This is a genomic window from Haliea salexigens DSM 19537, assembly GCF_000423125.1.
Lineage (GTDB): Bacteria > Pseudomonadota > Gammaproteobacteria > Pseudomonadales > Halieaceae > Haliea > Haliea salexigens.
The window spans coordinates 37,898-59,184 of the sequence record NZ_AUHJ01000008.1 but is presented as its reverse complement, the minus strand read 5'-3'; the positions used below and the strand labels follow the sequence as shown (position 1 = coordinate 59,184).

Sequence of the window (21,287 nt, the reverse complement as noted above, 5' to 3'; positions counted from 1 at the left end):
TTGAATGGAGCACAAGAAGGGTCGATTTGTGAGGCGGGGAGGCATGCGTCAGGGTGTAACGGTTATCCTCGTTTGCTGTGGCCTGGGGTGTGCAGTACCTGCCCAGGCACAGCTCGCCAGCGACCTCGAATTGAACGAGGTGCTGCGCACGACGCTGAGCTATCACGGGTATGGCGCCGAGGTGGCGGACGCGGACGTGGGTGATGATGGAGTGTTGGCGGCGCTGCCGTCGCTGTCTGCCAGCCGCTTGCAAAGTGACCAGCGACTGGGCACGGATGAAACCGAAATCGCATTGAACCTGCCGTTCAAATCATCCCGGCGCCGCGATGTCGACGCGGATCTCGGGGCGTTGCAGCAGAGCCTGCAACAGGTGCAGCAGCGTTATCGAGCATGGTTTTTTTCCGGGTTGATTCGCGATGCGGTGTGGGAACATCGGTTGGCGACGCTGCAGTTGGAGCAATCGCGTGCGCGCGCGGCGCTGATACTGGAGCTGGAGCAGCGCGCCGCGTTGCAGGCGGACGCCGGCGCCATACCGGGCTACGCCGCGTTGTTGCTCACGCAGGAAAGGCTCGATGCCGAACTGAGGGTGGCCGACGGCGTGGCCAGGAGACGTGCCGCTCAGGCCGGCTTTTCAGCCCTCACGGGTTTGCCGGCGGTACCCAAGCAGATAGCGGAAACCGCATCCCTGCCCGCCGAGCCCGACTACTCTCAGCACCCGCAGCTGGCCTTGCTGGAACTGGGCCGCGATCAGCAGCAGGCACTCATCGCGTTAACGGACCCGGCGGCGGCGGATTGGAACCTGGCGCTGACAGCGCGCAGCCTGAATGGGCCGGGGCCCACAGAGAATCAATACGGTGTGGCTGTCGACCTGCCGTTGACCTTTATCGAGGTCAGCAACCGAGCCAGTGAAGTTCAGCGCGCATCGCTCAGTCGCGATTTCAGCCTGCAGCGGGACAGCCTGCGCACCGGCATTCGCACGCAGTGGATAACGCTCTCAGCCGAGGCTCAGCGGCTGCGCGAACGCCGTGAACTGCTGCTGCAGTCTGCGCGTATCGGCCAGCGTATCGAGGCGCAGCTGCTGACGTTGCGCTCCAGCAGCGAAATGGAAGTGGAGCTGGTTATCCGGCGTCTGCTGGAGGTGCTTGAGCGACGCAGCGAAGCGGCCCTGATAGACGCCGAAATACAGCATAATGCCGCACGACTGCGGCAAACAGCGGGATTAGCTTTATGATCAGACCGGTTTGGATGCTGCTCGTCTTGTGGTTGCCGCTGGCGGCCTACAGCAGCGATGTGCCGCTGTCGGCCTTGGGGGAACTGCAGCTCGCCTATACGCCCGTGACCGGCGTCACAGAAGTGCCGGGGCCTGCTATACGGGCGCAGGTGATGCATCGCACGGGCAGCCAGTACAGTATTCAGCTGCCGCGGGACGTGCGACGAGCGCGCTATCTGGTACGCAATGGCGAGCAGGTTGTGGCCGGGCAGCCCTTCGTCGTGCTGGAAGGGCCGGAGATTCACCACTTCCTGCTCGAGTTCGAGGCCATGGACCGGCGCTACCGCAGTGCCGAGGCGCGCTATGAGCGTAACCGGGCTTCCTATGAGCAACAGGCGCTGGCGGAGGAGCAGTGGGTTGCCATCGTTGACACCTATCTGGCGCTGCAGCTGGAATACGAGCACATGCGCCACTTCATGGAGTTGGTGGACCCTCCGCAAGACGACGTGGAGTCCATCACCTTGCACACGCCTATCAGCGGTTTTATAGAATACGACCATCGGCAAACGGCATTGCTTGCGGGAGATGATGTGGCCGGGTTTGTGGCGCCGGATGACCTGCGCCTGCAGCTGCTGGTGCCCATGCAGAATGCCGATCGCTTGAGCGGTGTACAACTTGCTGGTTGTCGTCTGGATATAGACGAGCTGGAAGGTGTTGCGCGTGGCTTTTCCCTGGTCGCCTGGAGTGAGGCGATACACGCATCCTGCGGGGTGCAGCTGAACCGTATAGTCAGCGCAACGCCGCTCTACCGTCAGGACGCGTATTTGCTGCCACGCTCGGCGGTATTCACCTGGCAGGAACAGGCACACGTACTGCTGCGTGGCGAGGGTGTGTTGCAGCTGGCGCCAGTCTCGCTGTTGCAGCCGGTTGGCGATGATTACGCGGTAACGTCTGACACCGCACTGGCGGGCCGTGCCGTGCTGAGCCGCTCAGTATCCGCGGTGCAGGGCGTGCTCATGGGATTGGGTGGCGAGTGACATGCTGAAACAGCTGGTCCGCTTTTCCCTCACCCAGCGCCTGTTCGTGTGTGTGATGGCACTGATGCTGGCGGGGCTCGGCCTGCGTGCCTGGCTCAATCTGCCGATTGATGCCTACCCCGACATCGCGCCCACACAGGTCAAGGTCATTCTCAAAGTGCCGGGAATGACGGCGGAAGAAATCGAACAGCGCGTGACCTATCCCCTGGAAACGGAGTTGCTGGGTATTCCGCGACAGGCGATGCTGCGCTCCACGACCAAATACGCCATCACCGATATCACCCTGGATTTTGTTGACGGTACGGATATCTACTGGGCGCGTCAGCAGGTGAACGAACGGCTGGCGGGCATTCTCGACGAGCTGCCCTTCGCAGTTGAGGGCGGCCTTGCGCCGATGAGCACGCCGCTCAGCGAGATGTTCATGTTCACTATCGAGAACCCCGACCTGTCGCTGCAGGACAAGCGCCAGCTGCTCGAGTGGGAGATACGTCCCGCGCTGCGCACGGTTGCCGGGGTGGCCGATGTGAATGTGCTCGGCGGCTACGCAACAACCTATCAGGTCACGCCGCATGCGGTGGTGCTCTCCGAGCTCGGCCTGGGCATTGCGGAACTTGAGGCGGCCATTGTTGCGCAGAATCTCAACGCGGGGGTAGGCCGTATGCTGCTGGGCAACGATGTGCTGGTGGTGCGGGTTGAAGGGCAGGTGCACTCTCTGGAAGCGCTAGAGGATATCGTCGTGCGCTCCGGCCCCGGTGGGGTGTATCGCCTGGGCGATGTTGCCGATGTGGCAATCGGCCATCTGGCACGCTATGGCGCGGTCACGCGCAACGGCGAGGAAGCCGTGCAGGGCCTGGTGATTGCGCTGCGCGACAGCAACACAGGCGCGGTTGTGGAGGGGGTCAAGGCGCGCCTCGATGAGTTGGCGCAAACCCTGCCCGCTGGCACTGAAATCAACGTGTTTTACGACCGCGCACGGCTGATCAGCACGGCCATCGGTACCATTTCCAGCGCCCTGTTTCAGGCTATTCTACTCGTGGTGGCTGTGCTGACCGTATTCCTGGGCAATCTGCGCGCGGCGCTGGTGGTTTCCATGTCGCTGCCGCTGGCGGCGTTGGCCACGTTCCTGTTGATGTCCGGCACCGGCCTGACCGCCAATCTGATGAGCCTTGGCGGTTTGGTGATCGCTATTGGCATGCTGGTGGACTCTTCCGTGGTGGTGGTGGAGAACACGCTGAGCCGGCTGAATCAGGATACGGGCCTGCCGCGCCTGCACGTGGTGTACCGCGCGGCGCAGGAAGTGGCACTGCCTGTGGTATCCGGCACATTGATCGTGATCATCGTATTTTCGCCGCTGCTCACACTCAGTGGTCTTGAGGGAAAGCTGTTCACGCCGGTGGCGCTGACCATCGTCTACGCCATGCTGGCCGCGCTGGCGCTTTCCCTGACGCTGATTCCCGTTGCCGCCTCACTCATGCTGGGCAGGCAAAGCGCTGGCATGCCGCGGTTCATGCTGCGTCTGCAAGGGGCCTACGAGTCCGCTCTGGAGCGTGTTCTGCTGCGGCCCCGGGGCATGCTACTCGGCATCGGGGCATTGCTGGCGGTGAGTGCGGTCTTCCTGTTGTTGATGGGCAAGACGTTCATGCCGGTGCTTGATGAAGGTGACTTGATCGTGCAGTTGGAAAAATCCCCCAGCATTTCCCTGCCCGCCTCGGTCGAGCTTGATCGCCAGGTGGGCGCCGCGCTCCTGGCCGGCGTGCCCGAGATTCGCCAGATTGTTACGCGTACCGGTTCCGACGAGTTGGGGCTGGACCCGATGGGGCTCAACGAGACGGATGTTTTCATGGAGCTGTTGCCACCGGACGAGTGGCGTTTTGCCAGCAAGTCCCAGCTGGAGGGGGAGGTGCGCAAGGTGCTGGAGGGCTTCCCCGGCATGAATGTGGGTTTCACGCAGCCGATCCAGATGCGGGTTTCGGAGATGCTTACGGGAAGCACGGGAGATGTTACGGTCAAGGTCTACGGTGAAGACCTGATGCAGATTGCCAACCTGATGCAGGGCATCGCGCGGACGATACCCAAAGTGGAGGGCGCGGTGGATGTTCAGGCCTCTGTGACAGAGGGCGGCAAGTTCCTGAATCTCGAGGTAAAGCCCGAGCTGGCGGCGGCCCACGGTCTCACGGTGGAGGGCCTGTCTGAGTACCTGCGCAGCCAGATCGAGGGGACTGTGATTTCTGAAGTGCGTCAGGGCAAGCGGCGTATTCCGGTAACGCTGGCGGCCGGCTCACAGACCGTCGCCGTACCGGCAACGGTGGCTGACCTCGCCGCGCGCAGTGTTGCTCTGCCCGATGGCAGCCTCGCAACACTGGGCGACGTGGCCAGTCTCAATTATGCCGAGGGCCCGCTGTTGATCGAACGGGAGCGCGGCAGTCGCTTCGGCGTGGTGACGGTCAACGTGGAAGGGCGCGATGTCGTGGGTTTTGTGGAGGAGCTCCGGGAGGTGCTGGCCGCTGAGGTATCGCTGCCCGCGGGCTATCGGCTGGAATATGGCGGCGAGTTCGAGAATCAGCAGCGTGCCACCCGCAACCTGTTGCTGGTGGTGCCGGTCGCGCTGGTTCTGATACTGCTTATCCTGTTTGCCACGTTTGGCTCCATGGCGTTGGCCGGCATCATTCTCGGCAATATACCGTTCGCCCTGATGGGCGGGGTGATTTCACTGTTTCTCAGTGGTGAGTATCTGTCTGTACCGGCTTCGGTGGGGCTCATTGCGTTATTGGGCGTGGCCGTTTTGAACGGTGTGGTGATGGTCAGTCATTTCCAGCAACAGAGGCATTTGCCGGGCAGGCTGCCAGCGCGCATCTGCGCCGGCGCCAGTCAGCGTCTGCGTCCCGTGTTGATGACGGCCACCACGGCTATTTTTGGCCTGCTACCGCTGGTGTTCGCCAGCGGCCCGGGTGCCGAAGTGCAGCGTCCATTGGCCATTGTGGTTGTCGGTGGGCTGCTCACATCCACGGTGACCACGCTGTTCCTGTTACCCGTCCTGTATCAATATCGGGAGAAACGCCGCCATGACTGAATTGCTGGTTCTTCTGGTGCCGCGCGAGGTACATGACGATATGGTCGATGCGTTGATGTCCTTACCCGCGGTTGCTGGTTTCACGGTCGCCGCGGTGAGTGGGTTCAGTCGTGAGCACAGTCGCCTTAGCCTGGCGGAACAGGTGGAAGGGTCGCGGCGTATCAGCCGTTTCGAGGTGCTGCATGACCCGGCCCTTCGCCCCACCCTCTTGGCGGCTTTGGCGCCGGTTGCCGGGCGTGATCGGCTCCGCTACTGGGTACAGCCGGTGCTGGAGTCCGGGCATATCGGGGGTGACCCGCTAACGCCGCCGCTAGAGTGACTTGAAAAACACCTTGGAGTTGCGCTGCAGGTTGTATAGCGCCTGCTTCTGCGCCGGCAGCGCATCGCGCGAGCGCTCCTCGAAACCCTGTTCCAGGAACCAGTGCGCGGTTTGCGTGGTCAGTACAAACACCCGGTCCAGGCCCTGCACCCGTGCCTCACGCTCGATTTCCTGCAACAGGCGCTGCCCCCGCTGCCCGCCCCGGTAGTCGGGGTGGGAGACAATACACGCCACCTCACCGCAGTTCTCCTCGGGAAAGGGGTAGAGTGCCGCGCAAGCGATAATGCGTCCGTCCCGTTCGATAATGCGGAACTGGCGAATTTCATTTTCCAGCAGTTCCCGTGAGCGCTTCAGCAACACGCCTTCGCGCTCCAGTGGCTCGATCAGCTCCAGTATGCCGCCCACATCATCGATGCTGGCACTGCGGGTCTGCTCGTAGTCGTCTTTCGCGACCAGGGTACCGTTGCCATCGTGAGTGAACAGTTCCTCGAGCAGTGCACAGTCGTCCCGGTAGCTGATGATATGGCAGCGCGCTACGCCCGCCATGCATGCGCGGCGCGCGGTGGCCAGAAGTTTCGTCTGCTCGGCATCCTGCCCTTGAACGGCACTGATGTTGGCGACGGTGAGCTGGCGCAGCAGGGCGCCGTCGTCGCCGGCGATACCCGCGCTATTGCCGAACAACACCAGTTTGTCGGCGCCGATACCGGCGGCGCAGTGCACGGCGATATCCTCAAGCATGAGATTGAAGATCTCCCCGGTGGGTGAATAGCCCAGCGGCGACAGCAGCACCACGGAGCCGGCGGCCAGTTGCTGCTGGATACCGGCGCTGTCGATGCGCCGCACGCGACCGGTGTGCTGGAAGTCCACCCCGTCCACAACCCCCAGGGGCCGGGCGGTCACGAAGTTGCCGGAGCACACGCGCATGCGCGCGCCCTGCATCGGTGAGTTGGGCAGCCCCATGGAAAGCAGTGCCTCGATCTGCGCGCGCAGCGATGCAGCGGCATCGGTCACGTGGTGCATGGTGGCACTGTCGGTGATGCGCATGTCGTCGTGGAAACGGCTTTCGATGCCTGCCGCCGCCAGCCTGTTGTCGATCTGCGGGCGGTTACCGTGTACCAGCACCAGCCGCACGCCCAGGCTGTGCAGCAGGGCCAGGTCATGCAAAATGGTGGGGAAGTTGGGATCCTGGGCAGCGTCGCCCCCCAGCATCAGGACAAACGTCCGGTTCCGGTGCGTGTTGATGTAGGGCGCCGTATTCCTGAACCAGCGGATATGGCTGCGGCCGGGGGTAGTCACGTGGTCGGTTCCGTTTGGCAGTGACGATGGTGTGCCAAGAGTACCCAATGCGGGCCGCGCCGACTAATGCAAATTTTCACGGCCTGTGCGGCCTGCCCGCTCTCGTCACAGGCAGTAGTGGGCGATGCAGGATTGCAGCAGGTCGACGCAGGGCTGGATCTGGCTCAGCTCCAGGTATTCGTCCGGCTGGTGCGCGCGGTCAATGGAGCCGGGCCCCATAACGATAGTTTCCATACCGATGGCTTGCAGGAACGGAGCCTCGGTGGCAAAGCCAACGGCCAGTGCGCTGTGCCCGGTGAGCTTTTCCGCCAGGCGCACCAGCTCGCTGTTTGCTGGCTGTTCGAAGGGTGGCACCGGCTCTACCAGTGAGCGCAGTGCAATTCTGGCACCGCGCGCATGGGCCAGTGTCTGCAGGCGCTGCTGCAACTGCTCGCGCACACCCGCCGCGGCGGCCGAGGGTGTGAGGCGCAGATCAAAGTGCAGCTCGCAGCGGCCGCAAATCCGGTTGGGGCTGTCGCCACCGTGTATGCAGCCCAGGTTGAGTGTGGGAAATGCCACCTCGAAGGCGCTATTGGCGTGCTCGGTCGCCAGCTGGTGGCGAAATTGCATCATCTCGCTCATCAGCTCGTGCATCACATCCAGTGCGTTGACGCCCAGTGCCGGGTTGGATGAGTGCCCGGCGAGTCCGGTGACCTCAATGGCCTCCATCATAATGCCCTTGTGCAGACGCACCGGGTTCAATGAGGTCGGCTCGCCGATGATGGCGGCGCGGGCCCGGGGGCGCCCCGCAGCGGCGAGTGCCCGCGCACCGTCCATGGAGCTTTCTTCATCGGCGGTGGCGAGAATGATAAGCGGTTGCTGCAGGGGCTTGTCCACGAATGCGCGTGCCGCGGCGATGGCAATGGGGAAAAAGCCTTTCATGTCCGTGCTGCCCAGGCCATACAGGCGCTGGTCGCGCTCGGTAAGCTGCAGCGGGTCTGACCGCCAGCGCCCCTCGTCAAACGGCACCGTATCGGTATGCCCCGCCAGCACCAGACCGCCCGGACCGCTGCCCAGCGTGGCAATCAGGTTGGCCTTCTGCCCATCGGGCGACACATCCATGATTTCGGTGCGAAAGCCGAGCGCCGACAGCCAGCCGGCCAACAGCTCGATAACCGCCCGGTTGCCCTGGTCCCAGGAGGAGTCTGTGGAACTGACAGACGGCGTGCCGACAAGGGCGCGAAGCTGGCTGATGATGTGCTTGTCGTGGTGTGACATGGAGCGACTGCCTGCGGTTGCCCGTGGGGGGTCGGCTGACGGTAGCGGGGGGCACTGATCGAGTCAATCAGTGCCCGGGGAGGTGGCTCAGCCGAAGATGCCCTTGAAGGTGAAGAAGAAGATGATTGAGAGCGCCGCGCCTGCAGGCAGGGTGATGATCCAGGACATGAAAATGGTGCCGATGGTGCGCAGGTTCAGTGCCGCAATTCCGCGGGCGAAACCAACGCCCAGGATGGCCCCGACCAGTGTGTGCGTGGTGGAGATGGGCAGGCCGGTGCCGGAGGCCAGCACCACCGTGGATGCCGCGCCCAGCTCTGCGGCAAAGCCGCGGCTGGGGGTGAGTTCGGTAATTTTACGCCCGACGGTCATGATCACCTTCCAGCCATAGGTTGCAAGCCCCACTACGATCCCCATGGCACCGACCAGCAGAATCCACCAGGGCAAGGGTGCCTGGGAGGTGATCATGCCGCCCGACATGACCGTATTGGCAACGGCTGCCAGCGGCCCTACCGCGTTCGCCACGTCGTTGGAGCCGTGGGCGAAGGCCATGGCACAGGCGGTGAATATCATCAGGATACCGAACACACGCTCCACGTTGGCAAAGCGATGCTGGGTGTTGGGCACCGGCTTGATGCGGTTGACGAGGAAGCCACCCAGCGCGGCAACCACCAGGCCAATCAGGAACGACAGGGGCACCGCGTTGGCAAACTTGGAGCCCAGCCCCAGATCCATTTCCACGCCGATGTGCTTCAGGCCCTTGAGCAGGGTCACCATGGAAATCATGAAGCCCACCATCCACATGTAAACGGGAATGAAGCGCTTGGCGCGCTGGAAGGGGTCTTCGGTATCCAGGATGAGAATCTTCACGCTCATGAACAGGGCGAATGAGATGGTGCCGGCGAGCAGCGGCGACACCAGCCAGCTGGCGGCGATGGTGCCGACCTTTTCCCAGTGTACGGCGTCCACGCCGATACCCACGGCGGCAAAGCCGACAATGGCACCGACAATCGAGTGGGTCGTCGACACGGGCCAGCCCTTGATACTGGCGATCATCAGCCAGGTGCCGGCCGCAAGCAGCGCCGATAGCATGCCGTAGACCATCAACTCCGGCCTGTCGGCCATCGAATCGGTATCGATAATGCCCTGGCGAATGGTGGCGGTCACTTCGCCCCCAGCCAGATAGGCGCCGAGGAACTCGAACACCATGGCCACCAGAATGGCCTGCTTGATGGTCAGCGCTTTCGAGCCCACCGAGGTGCCCATGGCATTGGCGACGTCGTTGGCACCGACGCCCCAGGCCATGAAGAACCCGAACATACAGGCCAGTATCAGCAGCAGCGTGCCATGTTCCGCGATGATTTCCATGCCTGTGTCCTATTTCGCCATCAGTATCTGCAGTCGGTGACCTACCCGTTCGGCGGAGTCCGCCAGCCCGGCAAGCAGTTCAATCACCTTGTAATAGAACATCACGTCTACCGCGTAGAGTTTTCTTTCCAGCTTGAAGAGCCGCGCCCGCAGCGCCTTGGACTGCTTGTCGGTGCGCCCTTCCAGTTTATCCAGTTCCTTGATCAGGCCTTCGACGCGCACCACTTCGCGACCGGTAAAGCCCACTTCCAGCAACTCATCGAGTTCGCGAATGGCAACCAGCGCCTGCTCGCAGGTGGCGGTGCAGGCGCGCGCGAATTCCAGCAGGTGTTTTTCCAGCTTCTCGGGAAAGCGCATTTCCCGGCCCAGCATGAGGCCGGCGATGTCTTTTGCCGTATTTGCCACGTGGTCCTGAATGGTCACCAGCTCCAGCAGGTCGGTGCGGGGCACCGGCAGGAACAGGCTGTTGGGCAGGTGCCGGCGTACGGACCGCTTGAGTTTGTCGGCGGCCTCCTCGGCTTCGCCGATACGCTTGAAGATCTCTTCTGCCAGCTTCCAGTCATCGTCCTGGGCAGCTTCCAGAAACGCGGGGAGCAGCTGTGCGGCGTCGTTGGCCACCTGCATATGCTCCTGAATGGGCCCGATGGGCGACCGGCCAAAGAGGCTGCTTAGCGGGTTCGAGCTGGGCATTGGGTGCTCTCCTGTGGGCAAGGCGCGAAGTATAGGTGAGGGTGCTGCTCCTGTCACACCGTGCGGCGCGCAGCGGCAGTCGCCTGTGCTAGCATGCGCGCATGTTGTATCCCGCCAGCAGAGAGGCGCAGCGCCATGACTACCCAGTTCGGCCCTGAATTCGCAGAGAGATCCCTCGAGCTGCATGTTCTGGCCGAGGAGCTGCACACTGCGGGCCGTGTGTCAGCAGCGGATCGCGATCGCCTGCTCAAGGTCAACGTGGGCAGCATCCATCCGCTGGTCTACCTGGCTGAGCAAAAGTTGGCGGACGCCGCGCACAGCGGCAAAGCGCTGGATATGGAAGCCCTGCTCGGCTGGTTGAGTGCGCGCACCGGGCAGGCGGTGTACGCTATTGACCCCCTGAAGATCAACGTCAGCGCCGTGGCCGAGGTGATGTCGCGCGAGTTTGCGCGCCGGCACCGTATTCTGGCGGTGGAAGTGAACACGGACGATGTGGTAATAGCCAGCGCGGAGCCGTGGATTCGCGGCTGGGAGCGCAATCTCGAGCATGTGCTGCGCAAACCGATCCGACGTGTGCTGGCGGACCCGCGCGACATCACTCGCCACACCGCCGAGTTCTACAGCATGGCGCGTTCGGTACGGGGCGCCCGTCACAGCGGCGTAAGCCACAGTGCGGCACCCGGGGTGACCAACCTCGAGCAGATGCTGGAACTGGGCGCCATGCATGAGCTCGACGCCAACGACCAGCACGTGGTGACGATTGTCGACTGGCTGTTGCAATACGCCTTTGAACAGCGCGCCTCGGATATTCACGTCGAACCCCGCCGGGAAGTGGGCCACGTGCGTTTCCGCATCGACGGCGTGTTGCACAATGTGTACGAACTGCCGCAGCAGGTGTGCGCCGCCGTGACCAGCCGTATCAAGATACTCGGGCGCATGGACGTAGCGGAAAAACGCCGGCCCCAGGACGGGCGCCTGAAAACGCGCTCGCCCCAGACCGGGGGCGAAGTGGAGCTGCGCCTGTCGACCCTGCCCACGGCATTCGGCGAAAAGCTGGTGATGCGTATTTTCGATCCGGAACTGTTGCAGAAGAGTTTTGCCCAGCTGGGGCTGGAAGACGAGGACCTGCACCGCTGGCAGCTGATGACCTCGCACGGCAACGGCATTGTACTGGTGACCGGACCCACTGGCTCGGGCAAGACCACCACGCTCTATTCCACCCTGCGCCGCCTGGCCACCTCGGACGTGAACGTGTGCACCATCGAGGACCCCATCGAGATGGTTGAGGACAGCTTCAACCAGATGCAGGTCAATCACAGCATCAAGCTGGATTTTTCCACGGGTGTGCGCGCGTTGATGCGGCAGGACCCGGACATCATCATGGTGGGGGAGATACGTGACCTGGAAACCGCGCATATGGCCGTGCAGGCTGCGCTGACCGGCCACCTGGTGCTGTCGACGCTGCACACCAATGATTCCCCCGGCTCGGTAGCGCGCCTGCTGGAGCTGGGCCTGCCCGCCTATCTGATCAAGGCCACCCTGCGCGGCATCATGTCCCAGCGGCTGGTTCGGGTGCTCTGTACCGAGTGCAAGGTACTGGAGCCGGTGGACGAGGAGGCCTGGCAGCAACTGGTGCACCCCTTTCCGCTGCCGGCACCTGCGCAGGTGGCGCGCCCCGTGGGCTGTCGTGCCTGCCGGGAGACCGGTTATAGCGGGCGCCAGGGCATTTACGAGTTGCTGGTCAACAGTCCCGAAGTGGCGGCCTGCATCGTGCCCGATATGGAGTCTCGCAAAGTGCGTGAGGTGGCCATGTCCGAGGGTATGCGCACGCTGCGGCTGGCCGGCGCCGCGCGGGTGGCTTCGGGCCACACCACCATAGAAGAAGTGATGCGCGTCGCCCCCCTCTTCGACGCCTGATTCGCCAACGGAAGTCTCTGCCGATGATCGACACCCACGCCTTAACCTCGAGCCTGGCGACCGCTGCGGCAACCGCATGGCAGCGTATTCAGGATCACCCCGATAGCGGCGCCGTGCGTGCGCTTGAGGCAGCACTTGCGCCGGCCGGGGCAGAGCTCGCCGGCTCCCTTGCCCGTGTGCTGGCCTGCAGCCCGTTTGTGGCCGAGACCGTGCGCCGCCAGCCCGCTGTGCTCACGGAGCTGCTGTCCTCGGGTCTGCTGCAACGCGCACTGCAGCCGGGAGACATGGCTGCCGAGCTGCGCACCTGGCTCGCCGAACCCGGTGCGGAACTGAATACGGTGCTGCGTCGTTTCCGGCAGCGGCATATGCTGCGCATTGTGTGGCGCGATTTCTGCCGCAGCGCCGACACGCTGGAAACCGTGCGCGATACCTCGACGCTGGCTGAATGCTGCATTGCACTGGCGCAGGAACAGCTCATGGCCCAGCTGCAGGCGCGCTTCGGCACCCCGCGCAGCGCCCGCAGCGGCGAGGCACAGCAGCTGATCGTGATTGCCATGGGCAAACTGGGGGCACGGGAGCTCAATGTGTCATCGGATATCGATCTCATCTTCGCGTTTCCGGAAGCGGGAGACACCGATGGTGAGCGGCGCAGCATCAGCAATGCCGAGTTCTTCACCAAGTTGGGCCAGGGCCTGATCAGTGCCCTGGATCAGGTCACCGCCGACGGTTTCGTGTTCCGCGTGGACATGCGCCTGCGTCCCTACGGCGAAAGCGGTTCGCTGGCGGTGAACTTTGCCGCCCTCGAAGAGTACTATCAGGAGCAGGGCCGCGACTGGGAGCGCTACGCACTGATCAAGGCGCGTCCCATCACCGGGGACCCACAGCGCGGCGCCGAGTTGATGGAGATGTTGCGCCCCTTTGTGTTTCGCCGTTATGTGGATTTCGGCGTCATCGAAAGTCTCCGCGGCATGAAGCAGATGATCAACAGCGAGGTGCGCCGCCGCGGGCTGCAGGATGACGTCAAGCTGGGCCACGGTGGCATCCGCGAGGTCGAGTTTATCGCTCAGTGCTTCCAGCTCATTCGCGGTGGCCGCGACCTGGCGCTGCAGCAACGCGAGCTGCTTCTGATCCTGGAGGAGCTGTGCACACTGGGCTGCCTGCCGCCCGAAGCGGTGTTCGAGCTGCGCACCGCCTACCTGTTCCTGCGCGACAGCGAGCATGCCATTCAGGGCTACCTGGACCAGCAAACCCAGGCGCTGCCGACGGATGCACTGCAGCAGCAGGCCATGGCGACGGTGATGGGCTGTGCGGACTGGCCCGCGTATCTGGCGGCGCTGGCGGCGCACCGCAGTCGCGTCGCCGAGCATTTTCGCGACCTGATCGCCGAGCCTGAAAGCGATGAAGAAGCCGCGACAGCCGATGAGCTGCCGCCCTGGGGAGACGATTTAACCGCAGCGGCGCTCGCTGAGCTGGGCTATCGTGAGGCAAGTGACAGCCTCGAGCGGTTGCAGGCGCTGCGCGACAGCAGTCGCGTGGCCACTCTGCAGGCCGAGGGGCGCGAGCGCCTGCAGCAATTCATGCCGCGCCTGCTGCTGGCGTGTGCGGAGGCGAGCGACCCCGATCGCGCGCTGCAGCGTATTCTGCCTTTTGTCACCGCCGTATTGCGCCGCAGCGCGTATCTGGCGCTGTTGCTGGAGAATCCACCTGCGCTGGCCGACCTCGTGCTGCTCTGCGATGCCAGCCCCTGGATTGCCGAGCAGCTGCAGCGCCACCCGGTACTGCTGGACGAGCTGCTGGACCGGGCCAGCCTCTATACGGCGCCGGACAAGTCGCGCCTGGCCGATGCATTGCGGCAACAGGTTGCGCGGCTGGCGCCGGATGACCTGGAAGGCCAGATGGATGCGCTGCGCTATTTCAAGGCGGCGCACGTGCTGCGGGTGGCGGCCAGTGAAGTGGTAGGACGCCTGCCACTGATGCAGGTGAGCGACAAGCTGACCTGGATTGCCGACGTGATTCTGGAGCATGTACTGTCCGTGGCTTGGAGCGACCTCACCGCGCGCTTCGGTGCGCCGTCGCGGGAGAGCAGCGGCACGGGCTTTGCGGTTTTTGGTTACGGCAAGCTGGGCGGCATTGAACTCAGCTACAGCTCGGACCTCGACCTGGTCTTCATTTTTGACGCGGACGCCCAGGGCGTCACCGACGGCGAGCGCAGCATCGACAACATCCGTTTCTATACCCGGCTCGGGCAGCGCGTCATCCATATCCTCGAAACCCGCATGACCCTGGGGCAGCTGTACGACGTGGACATGCGGCTGCGGCCCTCAGGCGCCTCCGGCCTGCTGGCGACTTCCCTCAAAGGGTTTCGCAGCTATCAGGAGGAGAGCGCCTGGACCTGGGAGCATCAGGCCCTGGTGCGCGCCCGGCACGTAGCCGGTGACCCTGTGGTTGCCGACGCGGTGGACGCGGTGCGCCGGTCAATTCTGGAGCGCGAACGGGACGCCGATGCGCTGGCAGAGGAGGTGGTGGCCATGCGGGCGCGCATGCGCCGTGAGCTTTTGCCCGCGCAGCTGCCGGACGGCGAGGATTTCGACCTGAAACAGGGCGTCGGAGGTATCGTTGATATTGAATTTATGGTGCAATATGCGGTTCTGGCGTGGTCCCGTCGTGTGCCTGAATTGGTGCGCTGGTCGGACAACATCCGCATTCTGGAAACCCTGGCAAATGCCGGCCTGCTCAGCGAGCACGAGAGCAGCACGCTGGTGGCGGCGTACCTGGCTTTCCGGTCTGCCGCTCACCAGCTGGCCTTGCAGCAGTTGCCCGGCCGGGTGGATGGCGAGCGGTATCGAGAACAGCGGGCCAGCGTGGAAGCCGTGTGGCAGCGCCTGTTTCCGGCGCCGTCAGGATTAACCGAGCAGCAGGACTGAACATGAGTGCAGCACCCAATTTTGCAGACCGCGATGGGGTCATCTGGATGGATGGCGAACTGGTGCCATGGCGTGAGGCGAAAGTCCATGTCCTCACCCACACCTTTCACTACGGCCTGGGTGTATTCGAGGGCGTGCGCGCCTACAACACGCCCGATCGCGGCACCTGCATCTTCCGCCTGGAAGAGCACACCAACCGCCTGTTCCGGTCGGCCCACATCCTCGGCATGGAGATGCCCTACGACAAGGCCACGCTGAACGAGGCCCAGCGCACCGTGGTGCGTGAGAACAAGCTGACCGAAGGTTACCTGCGCCCCATGTGCTTCCTCGGCTCCGAGGGTATGGGGCTGCGCGCCGACAAGCTGCGTACCCATGTCATGATCGCCGCCTGGGAGTGGCCTTCCTACATGGACCCGGAAGCCCGCGACCGCGGTATCAAGGTACGCACCTCGTCCTATACGCGCCACCATGTCAACATCACCATGTGCAAGGCCAAGGCCAACGGCAACTACATCAACTCGATGCTGGCCCTGCGCGAGGCGCTGGACAGCGGCGCCGAAGAAGCGTTGATGCTGGACAACGAGGGCTATGTGGCGGAAGGCAGTGGGGAGAACGTGTTTGTTGTACGCGACAACCAGATCTTCACCCCGGACCTGACCTCCTGTCTGGACGGCATCACGCGCAATACGGTATTCGCCCTGGCGGCGGAGCTCGGCTACCAGATTCGCGAGCGGCGCATCACCCGCGACGAGGTCTACATCGCCGACGAAGCCTTTTTCACTGGCACTGCCGCCGAGGTCGTACCTATCCGCATGCTCGACGGCCGGCAAATTGGCAGCGGTGCCCGCGGGCCTGTCACCGAGAAGCTGCAAGCCATGTACTTCGATTCGGTGCGCGGCAACCGCCCGCAACACCCCGAGTGGCTGACGCCGGTCGCCTAGGCGACCGGTTCTCCCTATGCCAGAGCACACCCCTCAGCCACCGTCGGTGACTGAAAGCCAGCTGGACAATGGCACCTTTTATCGCCACTGGCCCGCCAGTGGGCCTGCACGCGGGGTGATCCTGCTGGCTCACGGCCTTGGGGAGCACAGCGGCCGTTACCAGCACTTCGCCGGCTATTTTACCCGCTGTGGGTATGCCGTGGTCGCCCCCGACCACGTGGGCCACGGGCGTTCTGCGGGCCGTCGGGCCCATGTCGATACCTTTGCCGATTATCTGCAGCCACTGTTGAGCCTGCGCAGCCAGATTGACGACTGGTACACCGGAGTGCCGTGTTTTCTGCTCGGGCACAGCCTGGGTGGGTTGATTGCCGCGCGGCTGCTGCTGGACGCGCAATCGCGTTTCGCCGGCGCAGCGCTTTCCGGGCCGGCGCTGGCGGTATCCGAGCCGCCTGCGCGCCCCCTGTTATGGCTGAACCGGTTGCTGGCCCGGCTCTGGCCCACGCTCGGTATGCTCAAACTCGATGCCAGCCAGGTCAGCCGCGACCCGCAGGTGGTCGCGGCCTACGAGGCAGACCCGCTGGTGCACCATGGAAAGGTCAGCGCGCGCCTGGTGCGTGAGCTGTTTGCCACCATGGCCGTGGTCAATAGCCGGGCGTCCGAGATCACACTGCCGCTGCTGCTCATGCACGGTGAAGCGGATGTGATGACAGCCCCATCCGGCTCCAGCGCCATGAGTACCCGGGTCGGGTCTGACGATGTCACGCTGCGTCTTTACCCCGGGCTCTATCATGAAATTTTCAACGAGCCAGAGCGCGAGCAGGTTTTTGCTGAGCTCGCCGCCTGGATGCAAGCGCGGTCGTGACAGCCACGGCCCTGATTACCGGTGCCGCGGGCCAGCTCGGTTGCGAGCTGCAGGCAACCGCCCCTGCTGGCGTGCGTGTTGTGGCGCTGGACCGCCGCGGGCTGGACATCACCGACCCCGAGGCGGTGCGCCGGGTGTTTGGCGAACTGCGCCCGGATGTGGTGCTCAATGCCGCCGCCTACACCGCAGTGGACCGCGCCGAGGAAGAAGAGGCACTGGCCCTGGCGATCAATGCGGAGGGGCCGGGGCACCTCGCGGCGGCCTGTGCCAGCACGGGAACGGCGCTGATCCATGTCTCCACCGATTTTGTGTTTGCCGGTGACTCCGGTCACCCCTACCTGCCGGATGCTCCGACGGGGCCACAGGGCGCCTACGGACGCAGCAAGCTGGCGGGCGAGCGGGCTGTCCAGCGCGCGCACCCGCGCGCAATGATTGTGCGCACGGGCTGGGTCTACTCGAGCTTTGGCAGCAATTTCGTCAAGACCATGCTGCGCCTGATGCGTGAGCGTGACACCCTGTCGGTGGTTTGCGACCAGGTGGGAACACCCACCTGGGCGCGCGGACTCGCGACAGCCTTGTGGAGTGCTGTTGATCAGCCGCTGCTGCAGGGTGTGTATCACTGGAGCGATGCCGGCGTCTGCAGCTGGTATGACTTCGCGGTTGCCATTGCCGAGGAAGCGACTGCTCTGGGCCTGTTGCGGCAACTGCCGGTCGTGCAACCCATTCCCGCCAGCGCCTACCCGACGCCGGCGCGGCGCCCGGCCTGCAGCGTACTGGACAAGCAATCCACCTGGGAGGCGCTGCAACGTGTGCCCCCCCACTGGCGGGTGCAGCTGCGCAGCATGCTGCAGACATTGAAGGAGTCCAGCGATGCCTAGATCGCTGCTGGTGACCGGCGGTGCCGGTTTTATTGGCGCCAATTTCCTGCACTACTGGCGTCGCCAGTATCCCGACGACGCGCTGGTAGCGCTGGACGCACTGACCTATGCCGGCAACCGCGCCAATCTTGCCGCGCTGGAAGGGCAGGCAGGGTTCCACTTTGTGCACGGCAATATCTGCGATGAGCCATTGGTGGCGGAGCTGCTGTGCAAACACCGGGTGGATACGCTGGTGCATTTTGCCGCCGAGAGCCACGTGGATCGCTCCATCAGCGGGCCGGATGCGTTTATCGAAACCAATATCATTGGCACCCACAGCCTGCTGAAAGCCGCGCGCTCAGTGTGGCTGGACGGCCCCGGGGCCCGCGAGCACCGCTTCCATCATGTATCCACTGATGAAGTCTACGGTTCACTGAACACGGGTGACCCCGGCTTCCACGAGGCGCAGCAGTACCAGCCAAACTCGCCCTATTCAGCGAGCAAGGCGGCCTCCGATCACCTGGTGCGCGCCTATCACCACACCTATGGGCTGCAGGTAACCACCAGCAACTGCTCGAACAATTACGGCCCCTGGCATTTCCCCGAAAAGCTGATTCCGCTGTGCCTGACCAACGTGTTGCGCGGTCGCCCGCTACCCGTCTACGGGGACGGCAGCAATATTCGCGACTGGCTCTACGTGGAAGACCACTGCCGTGGCATCGACCTGGTGCTCGCGTCCGGTGCGGTGGGTGACAGCTACAATATCGGCGGCAACAACGAGTGGCACAACCTGGCTATCGTGGAGTTGCTCTGCGATCAGCTCGATCAGCGCTTTGTGGCGGACCCCGCACTCGCGGCGCGCTTCCCCGACGCACCGGGTGCGGGCGGCGTGGCGGCTCGCTCCCTCATCCACTTTGTAGAAGACCGCGCAGGCCACGACTGGCGCTATGCAATTGATGCCAGCCGTATCACCGCTGAGCTGGGCTATGCGCCGCAGGAGACCTTCGAGACGGGTATAGGGCGGACCATTGACTGGTTTCTCGGCAATGAGGCCTGGTGGCGCCCGCTGCTGGTGGGTTGAGTTTTCAAACCGGGCTTTCAGCCAGGCCGCCATCTACGGTGAGCACCGTCCCATTCATGTAGCCCCCCGCGCTGCGGCTTGAGAGTAGTAGCAGCGGCACGCTGAGGTCATCCACGGTGCCCAGGCGTTGCGCGGGAATGGTCTTGATGTAGCGCTCGCCACTCTCGGTCTGGAAATAATCACTGTTGATATCGGTGAGGAACCAGCCAGGGCACAGGGCGTTGACCCTGATGTTCTTTCGGCACAGCTCGATGGCCATGGATTTGGTGAGCTGCACGACACCGGTTTTGGAGACGTTATACGCGGCTTTAAGCGCACCGGTATGCAGGCCATAGATCGACCCGATATTGACGATACTGCCACCTGCTGCGCCGCGGACCATGTGCTGGGCTCCGGCCTGCGCAACACGCCAGGCGCCGTTCAGGTTGGTTTCAATGATGCGATACCAGTCCTGCTCGCCGGTTTCAAGGAACTTGATCGGGTCACCCGCGACGCCGGCGTTATTGATCAGGATATCCAGCTGCCCCCACTCCTGCTCGAATTGGGCGAAGGCGCTGGCGACGCTGTCCGGGCTGGTGACATCCAGGGTAATGGCGCCCGCGTCACCACCGGCGGCCTGCAGTGCCGCCACCTGTTCCGCGAGCTTGTCGCTGCGCCGTGCGGCAAGGACCACGCGCGCGCCAGCGGCACTCAACACGCGGGCGAAATGGGCGCCGAGGCCGCTGGAGGCGCCAGTGACCAGTGCGGTTTGACCCTGTAGCTTAAAATAATCCTGTGGCATATAAGCTCTCCGTTATTGTGCGTACCGGCCTTTCGCTAGTCGAACAGTGGAATGCTGCCCCAGGCCTGGCCGGCGGCATCCTTGGCTGACAGCTTCGGCGAGTCGCCCGCAGGAACGGGCCACTCGATGCCGAGGGTGGGGTCGTCCCAGGCCAGCGAGACCTCGCTGGCGGGGTGGTAGTAGTCACTGCATTTATACTGGAAATCGGCAAACTCGGACAGCACGTAAAAGCCGTGGGCAAAACCCGGGGGCACCCACAGCATGCGGTGGTTGGCGGCACTCAGTTCCAGACCGTACCACTGGCCCAGCGTCGGTGAACCGCGCCGCAGGTCCACCGCCACATCAAACACCGCGCCGGCTGTGACCCGCACCAGTTTGCCCTGTGGCTGTTCGGTCTGGTAGTGCAGCCCGCGCAGGATACCCTGTGCTGAGCGGCTGTGATTGTCCTGCACAAAGTTGACGTCGAGGCCGGCGTCGCGGAAGGTCGTCGCGTTCCAGCTCTCGAGGAAAAACCCCCGCTCATCGCCGAACACACGGGGTTCCAGTACAACCAGGCCGGCCAGCGGTGTGGATTCAAAAATCATTGCCCAGTACCCCGTCGTGGTCCAGCAGTTGCTTCAGGTAGAGCCCGTAGCCGCTTTTCTCCAGCGGTGCCGCAAGCTTTAACAGCTTTTCGGCATCAATGTAGCCCATGCGGTAGGCGACCTCCTCGGGGCAGGCTATTTTCAGGCCCTGGCGCTCTTCCACCACGCGGATGAAGTTGGCCGCATCCAGCAGCGAGTTGTGCGTGCCGGTGTCCAGCCAGGCGGTGCCCCGGCTCATCACTTCTACCCGCAGGTCGCCCCGCGCCAGGTAGGCCTTGTTGACGTCGGTGATTTCCAGCTCGCCACGGGCCGAAGGTTGAATCCCCCGGGCAATATCCACCACCGCGTTGTCGTAGAAGTAGAGGCCGGTCACAGCATAGTGGGAGCGTGGCCGTACCGGCTTCTCCTCGATGTCCACCGCGACACCCTGGGCATTGAAGCTCACTACCCCGTAGCGCTCCGGGTCCTGCACGTAATAGGCGAATACCGAGGCCCCCGACTGGCTCTGGGCGGCATTGCGCAGGCTCTGGGTGAAACCGCCGCCGTAGAAAATGTTGTCGCCCAGCACCAGCGCACAGGGGCTATTGCCGATAAACTCTGCGCCCAGCAGGAATGCCTGGGCCAGGCCGTCGGGGCTGGGTTGCACCGTGTATTGGATATTGATGCCCCACTGGCTGCCGTCAGCCAGCAGGTCGCTGAAGGCCGCCTGGTCGCGCGGCGTGGTGATGACCAGAATATCCTTGATGCCCGCCAGCATCAGCGTGGCCAGCGGGTAATAGATCATCGGTTTATCGTACACCGGCATCAATTGTTTACTGACGGTACTGGTAAGCGGGTGCAAGCGGGTGCCCGATCCACCGGCGAGGATTATCCCTTTGTACTGCGAAGCGGCCATACCCGTTCCGGTCTGTTTAAAAGCGGCGATTATACGGGAAAACGCGTTCAATTGACGACAAGCCGCGGCGATCAGTGCCGTTCGCGAAGCTCGGGACTGGCCTCCCCCCGTGCGACACTGCTAGAATCCATCCGTTGCCGCAGTCTCCGCGGTGATAACGGCGGGCCTGGTGCCTGCCCCTTTCCAACGGTACAGGACAGA

17 protein-coding genes are annotated in these 21,287 nt (G+C 63.6%); 10 read left to right on the top strand and 7 right to left on the bottom strand.

The features are described from left to right. Window positions 1-43 precede the first annotated feature (43 nt). The 4 genes from G533_RS0110600 to G533_RS0110585 are packed head-to-tail and all read left to right on the top strand — an operon-like array spanning window position 44 to window position 5,636. The gene (locus G533_RS0110600; RefSeq protein ID WP_027949928.1) at window positions 44-1,231 is read left to right on the top strand and encodes a TolC family protein; all 1,188 of its coding nucleotides are present in this window, start codon (window positions 44-46) and stop codon (window positions 1,229-1,231) included. Further along, the gene (locus G533_RS0110595) at window positions 1,228-2,247 is read left to right on the top strand and encodes an efflux RND transporter periplasmic adaptor subunit (protein ID WP_027949927.1); all 1,020 of its coding nucleotides are present in this window, start codon (window positions 1,228-1,230) and stop codon (window positions 2,245-2,247) included. The genes G533_RS0110600 and G533_RS0110595 overlap by 4 nt, the downstream gene beginning before the upstream one ends. 1 nt (window position 2,248) lies before the next feature. Continuing rightward, window positions 2,249-5,317: an efflux RND transporter permease subunit gene (locus G533_RS0110590; RefSeq protein WP_027949926.1), complete on the top strand. Its 3,069-nt coding sequence runs from the start codon at window positions 2,249-2,251 to the stop codon at window positions 5,315-5,317. Next, complete coding sequence (locus G533_RS0110585) at window positions 5,310-5,636, top strand: DUF3240 family protein (RefSeq protein WP_027949925.1); 327 nt, start codon at window positions 5,310-5,312, stop codon at window positions 5,634-5,636. The genes G533_RS0110590 and G533_RS0110585 overlap by 8 nt, the downstream gene beginning before the upstream one ends. On the opposite strand, the gene argA is transcribed toward G533_RS0110585, so the two are convergent. The 4 genes from argA to G533_RS0110565 form a co-directional block, all read right to left on the bottom strand. Continuing rightward, window positions 5,628-6,932 (bottom strand): amino-acid N-acetyltransferase, encoded by a 1,305-nt coding sequence (gene argA / locus G533_RS0110580; protein WP_027949924.1) that lies wholly within the window; start codon window positions 6,930-6,932, stop codon window positions 5,628-5,630. The genes G533_RS0110585 and argA overlap by 9 nt on opposite strands. Window positions 6,933-7,037: 105 nt before the next feature. Next, a complete protein-coding gene (argE, locus tag G533_RS0110575) occupies window positions 7,038-8,189 on the bottom strand; it encodes an acetylornithine deacetylase (protein ID WP_027949923.1) in 1,152 nt (383 codons plus the stop codon). An 87-nt stretch (window positions 8,190-8,276) separates the two neighbouring features. Continuing rightward, window positions 8,277-9,554, bottom strand: a complete 1,278-nt coding sequence (locus tag G533_RS0110570) for an inorganic phosphate transporter (protein ID WP_027949922.1) — start codon at window positions 9,552-9,554, stop codon at window positions 8,277-8,279. 9 nt (window positions 9,555-9,563) lie between these two features. Continuing rightward, the gene (locus G533_RS0110565; protein WP_027949921.1) at window positions 9,564-10,244 is read right to left on the bottom strand and encodes a TIGR00153 family protein; all 681 of its coding nucleotides are present in this window, start codon (window positions 10,242-10,244) and stop codon (window positions 9,564-9,566) included. 135 nt (window positions 10,245-10,379) lie between these two features. Here G533_RS0110565 and tfpB point away from each other — a divergent pair, with 135 nt between their 5' ends. From tfpB to rfbB, 6 genes are read left to right on the top strand one after another with little or no spacing between them, the layout of a single operon-like run. Continuing rightward, window positions 10,380-12,161, top strand: coding sequence for a type IV pilus assembly ATPase TfpB (gene tfpB / locus G533_RS0110560; RefSeq protein ID WP_027949920.1), 1,782 nt, complete (start codon window positions 10,380-10,382; stop codon window positions 12,159-12,161). A gap of 23 nt (window positions 12,162-12,184) precedes the next feature. Then, window positions 12,185-15,085 carry a bifunctional [glutamate--ammonia ligase]-adenylyl-L-tyrosine phosphorylase/[glutamate--ammonia-ligase] adenylyltransferase gene (gene glnE / locus G533_RS0110555; RefSeq protein ID WP_035527619.1) on the top strand — a complete coding sequence of 967 codons (2,901 nt, stop codon included), beginning with the start codon at window positions 12,185-12,187 and terminating at the stop codon, window positions 15,083-15,085. A 2-nt stretch (window positions 15,086-15,087) separates the two neighbouring features. Then, window positions 15,088-16,026, top strand: a complete 939-nt coding sequence (locus tag G533_RS0110550) for a branched-chain amino acid transaminase (protein WP_027949918.1) — start codon at window positions 15,088-15,090, stop codon at window positions 16,024-16,026. A 16-nt stretch (window positions 16,027-16,042) separates the two neighbouring features. Next, on the top strand, window positions 16,043-16,888 hold the full coding sequence (locus G533_RS0110545; RefSeq protein WP_027949917.1) for an alpha/beta hydrolase: 846 nt from the start codon (window positions 16,043-16,045) through the stop codon (window positions 16,886-16,888). Then, the gene (rfbD, locus tag G533_RS0110540) at window positions 16,885-17,766 is read left to right on the top strand and encodes a dTDP-4-dehydrorhamnose reductase (RefSeq protein WP_084638931.1); all 882 of its coding nucleotides are present in this window, start codon (window positions 16,885-16,887) and stop codon (window positions 17,764-17,766) included. Before G533_RS0110545 ends, rfbD begins: the two co-directional genes overlap by 4 nt. Beyond that, on the top strand, window positions 17,759-18,826 hold the full coding sequence (rfbB, locus tag G533_RS0110535; protein ID WP_027949915.1) for a dTDP-glucose 4,6-dehydratase: 1,068 nt from the start codon (window positions 17,759-17,761) through the stop codon (window positions 18,824-18,826). The genes rfbD and rfbB overlap by 8 nt, the downstream gene beginning before the upstream one ends. 4 nt (window positions 18,827-18,830) lie before the next feature. Here rfbB and G533_RS0110530 read toward each other — a convergent pair whose 3' ends face one another. From G533_RS0110530 to rfbA, 3 genes are read right to left on the bottom strand one after another with little or no spacing between them, the layout of a single operon-like run. Further along, on the bottom strand, window positions 18,831-19,607 hold the full coding sequence (locus G533_RS0110530; RefSeq protein WP_027949914.1) for an SDR family NAD(P)-dependent oxidoreductase: 777 nt from the start codon (window positions 19,605-19,607) through the stop codon (window positions 18,831-18,833). Window positions 19,608-19,642: 35 nt separating this feature from the next. Further along, window positions 19,643-20,191: a dTDP-4-dehydrorhamnose 3,5-epimerase gene (gene rfbC / locus G533_RS0110525; RefSeq protein WP_027949913.1), complete on the bottom strand. Its 549-nt coding sequence runs from the start codon at window positions 20,189-20,191 to the stop codon at window positions 19,643-19,645. Next, entirely contained in the window at window positions 20,181-21,086 is a 906-nt protein-coding gene (gene rfbA, locus G533_RS0110520) for a glucose-1-phosphate thymidylyltransferase RfbA (protein WP_027949912.1), read from the bottom strand. Before rfbA ends, rfbC begins: the two co-directional genes overlap by 11 nt. Window positions 21,087-21,287: the final 201 nt, after the last annotated feature.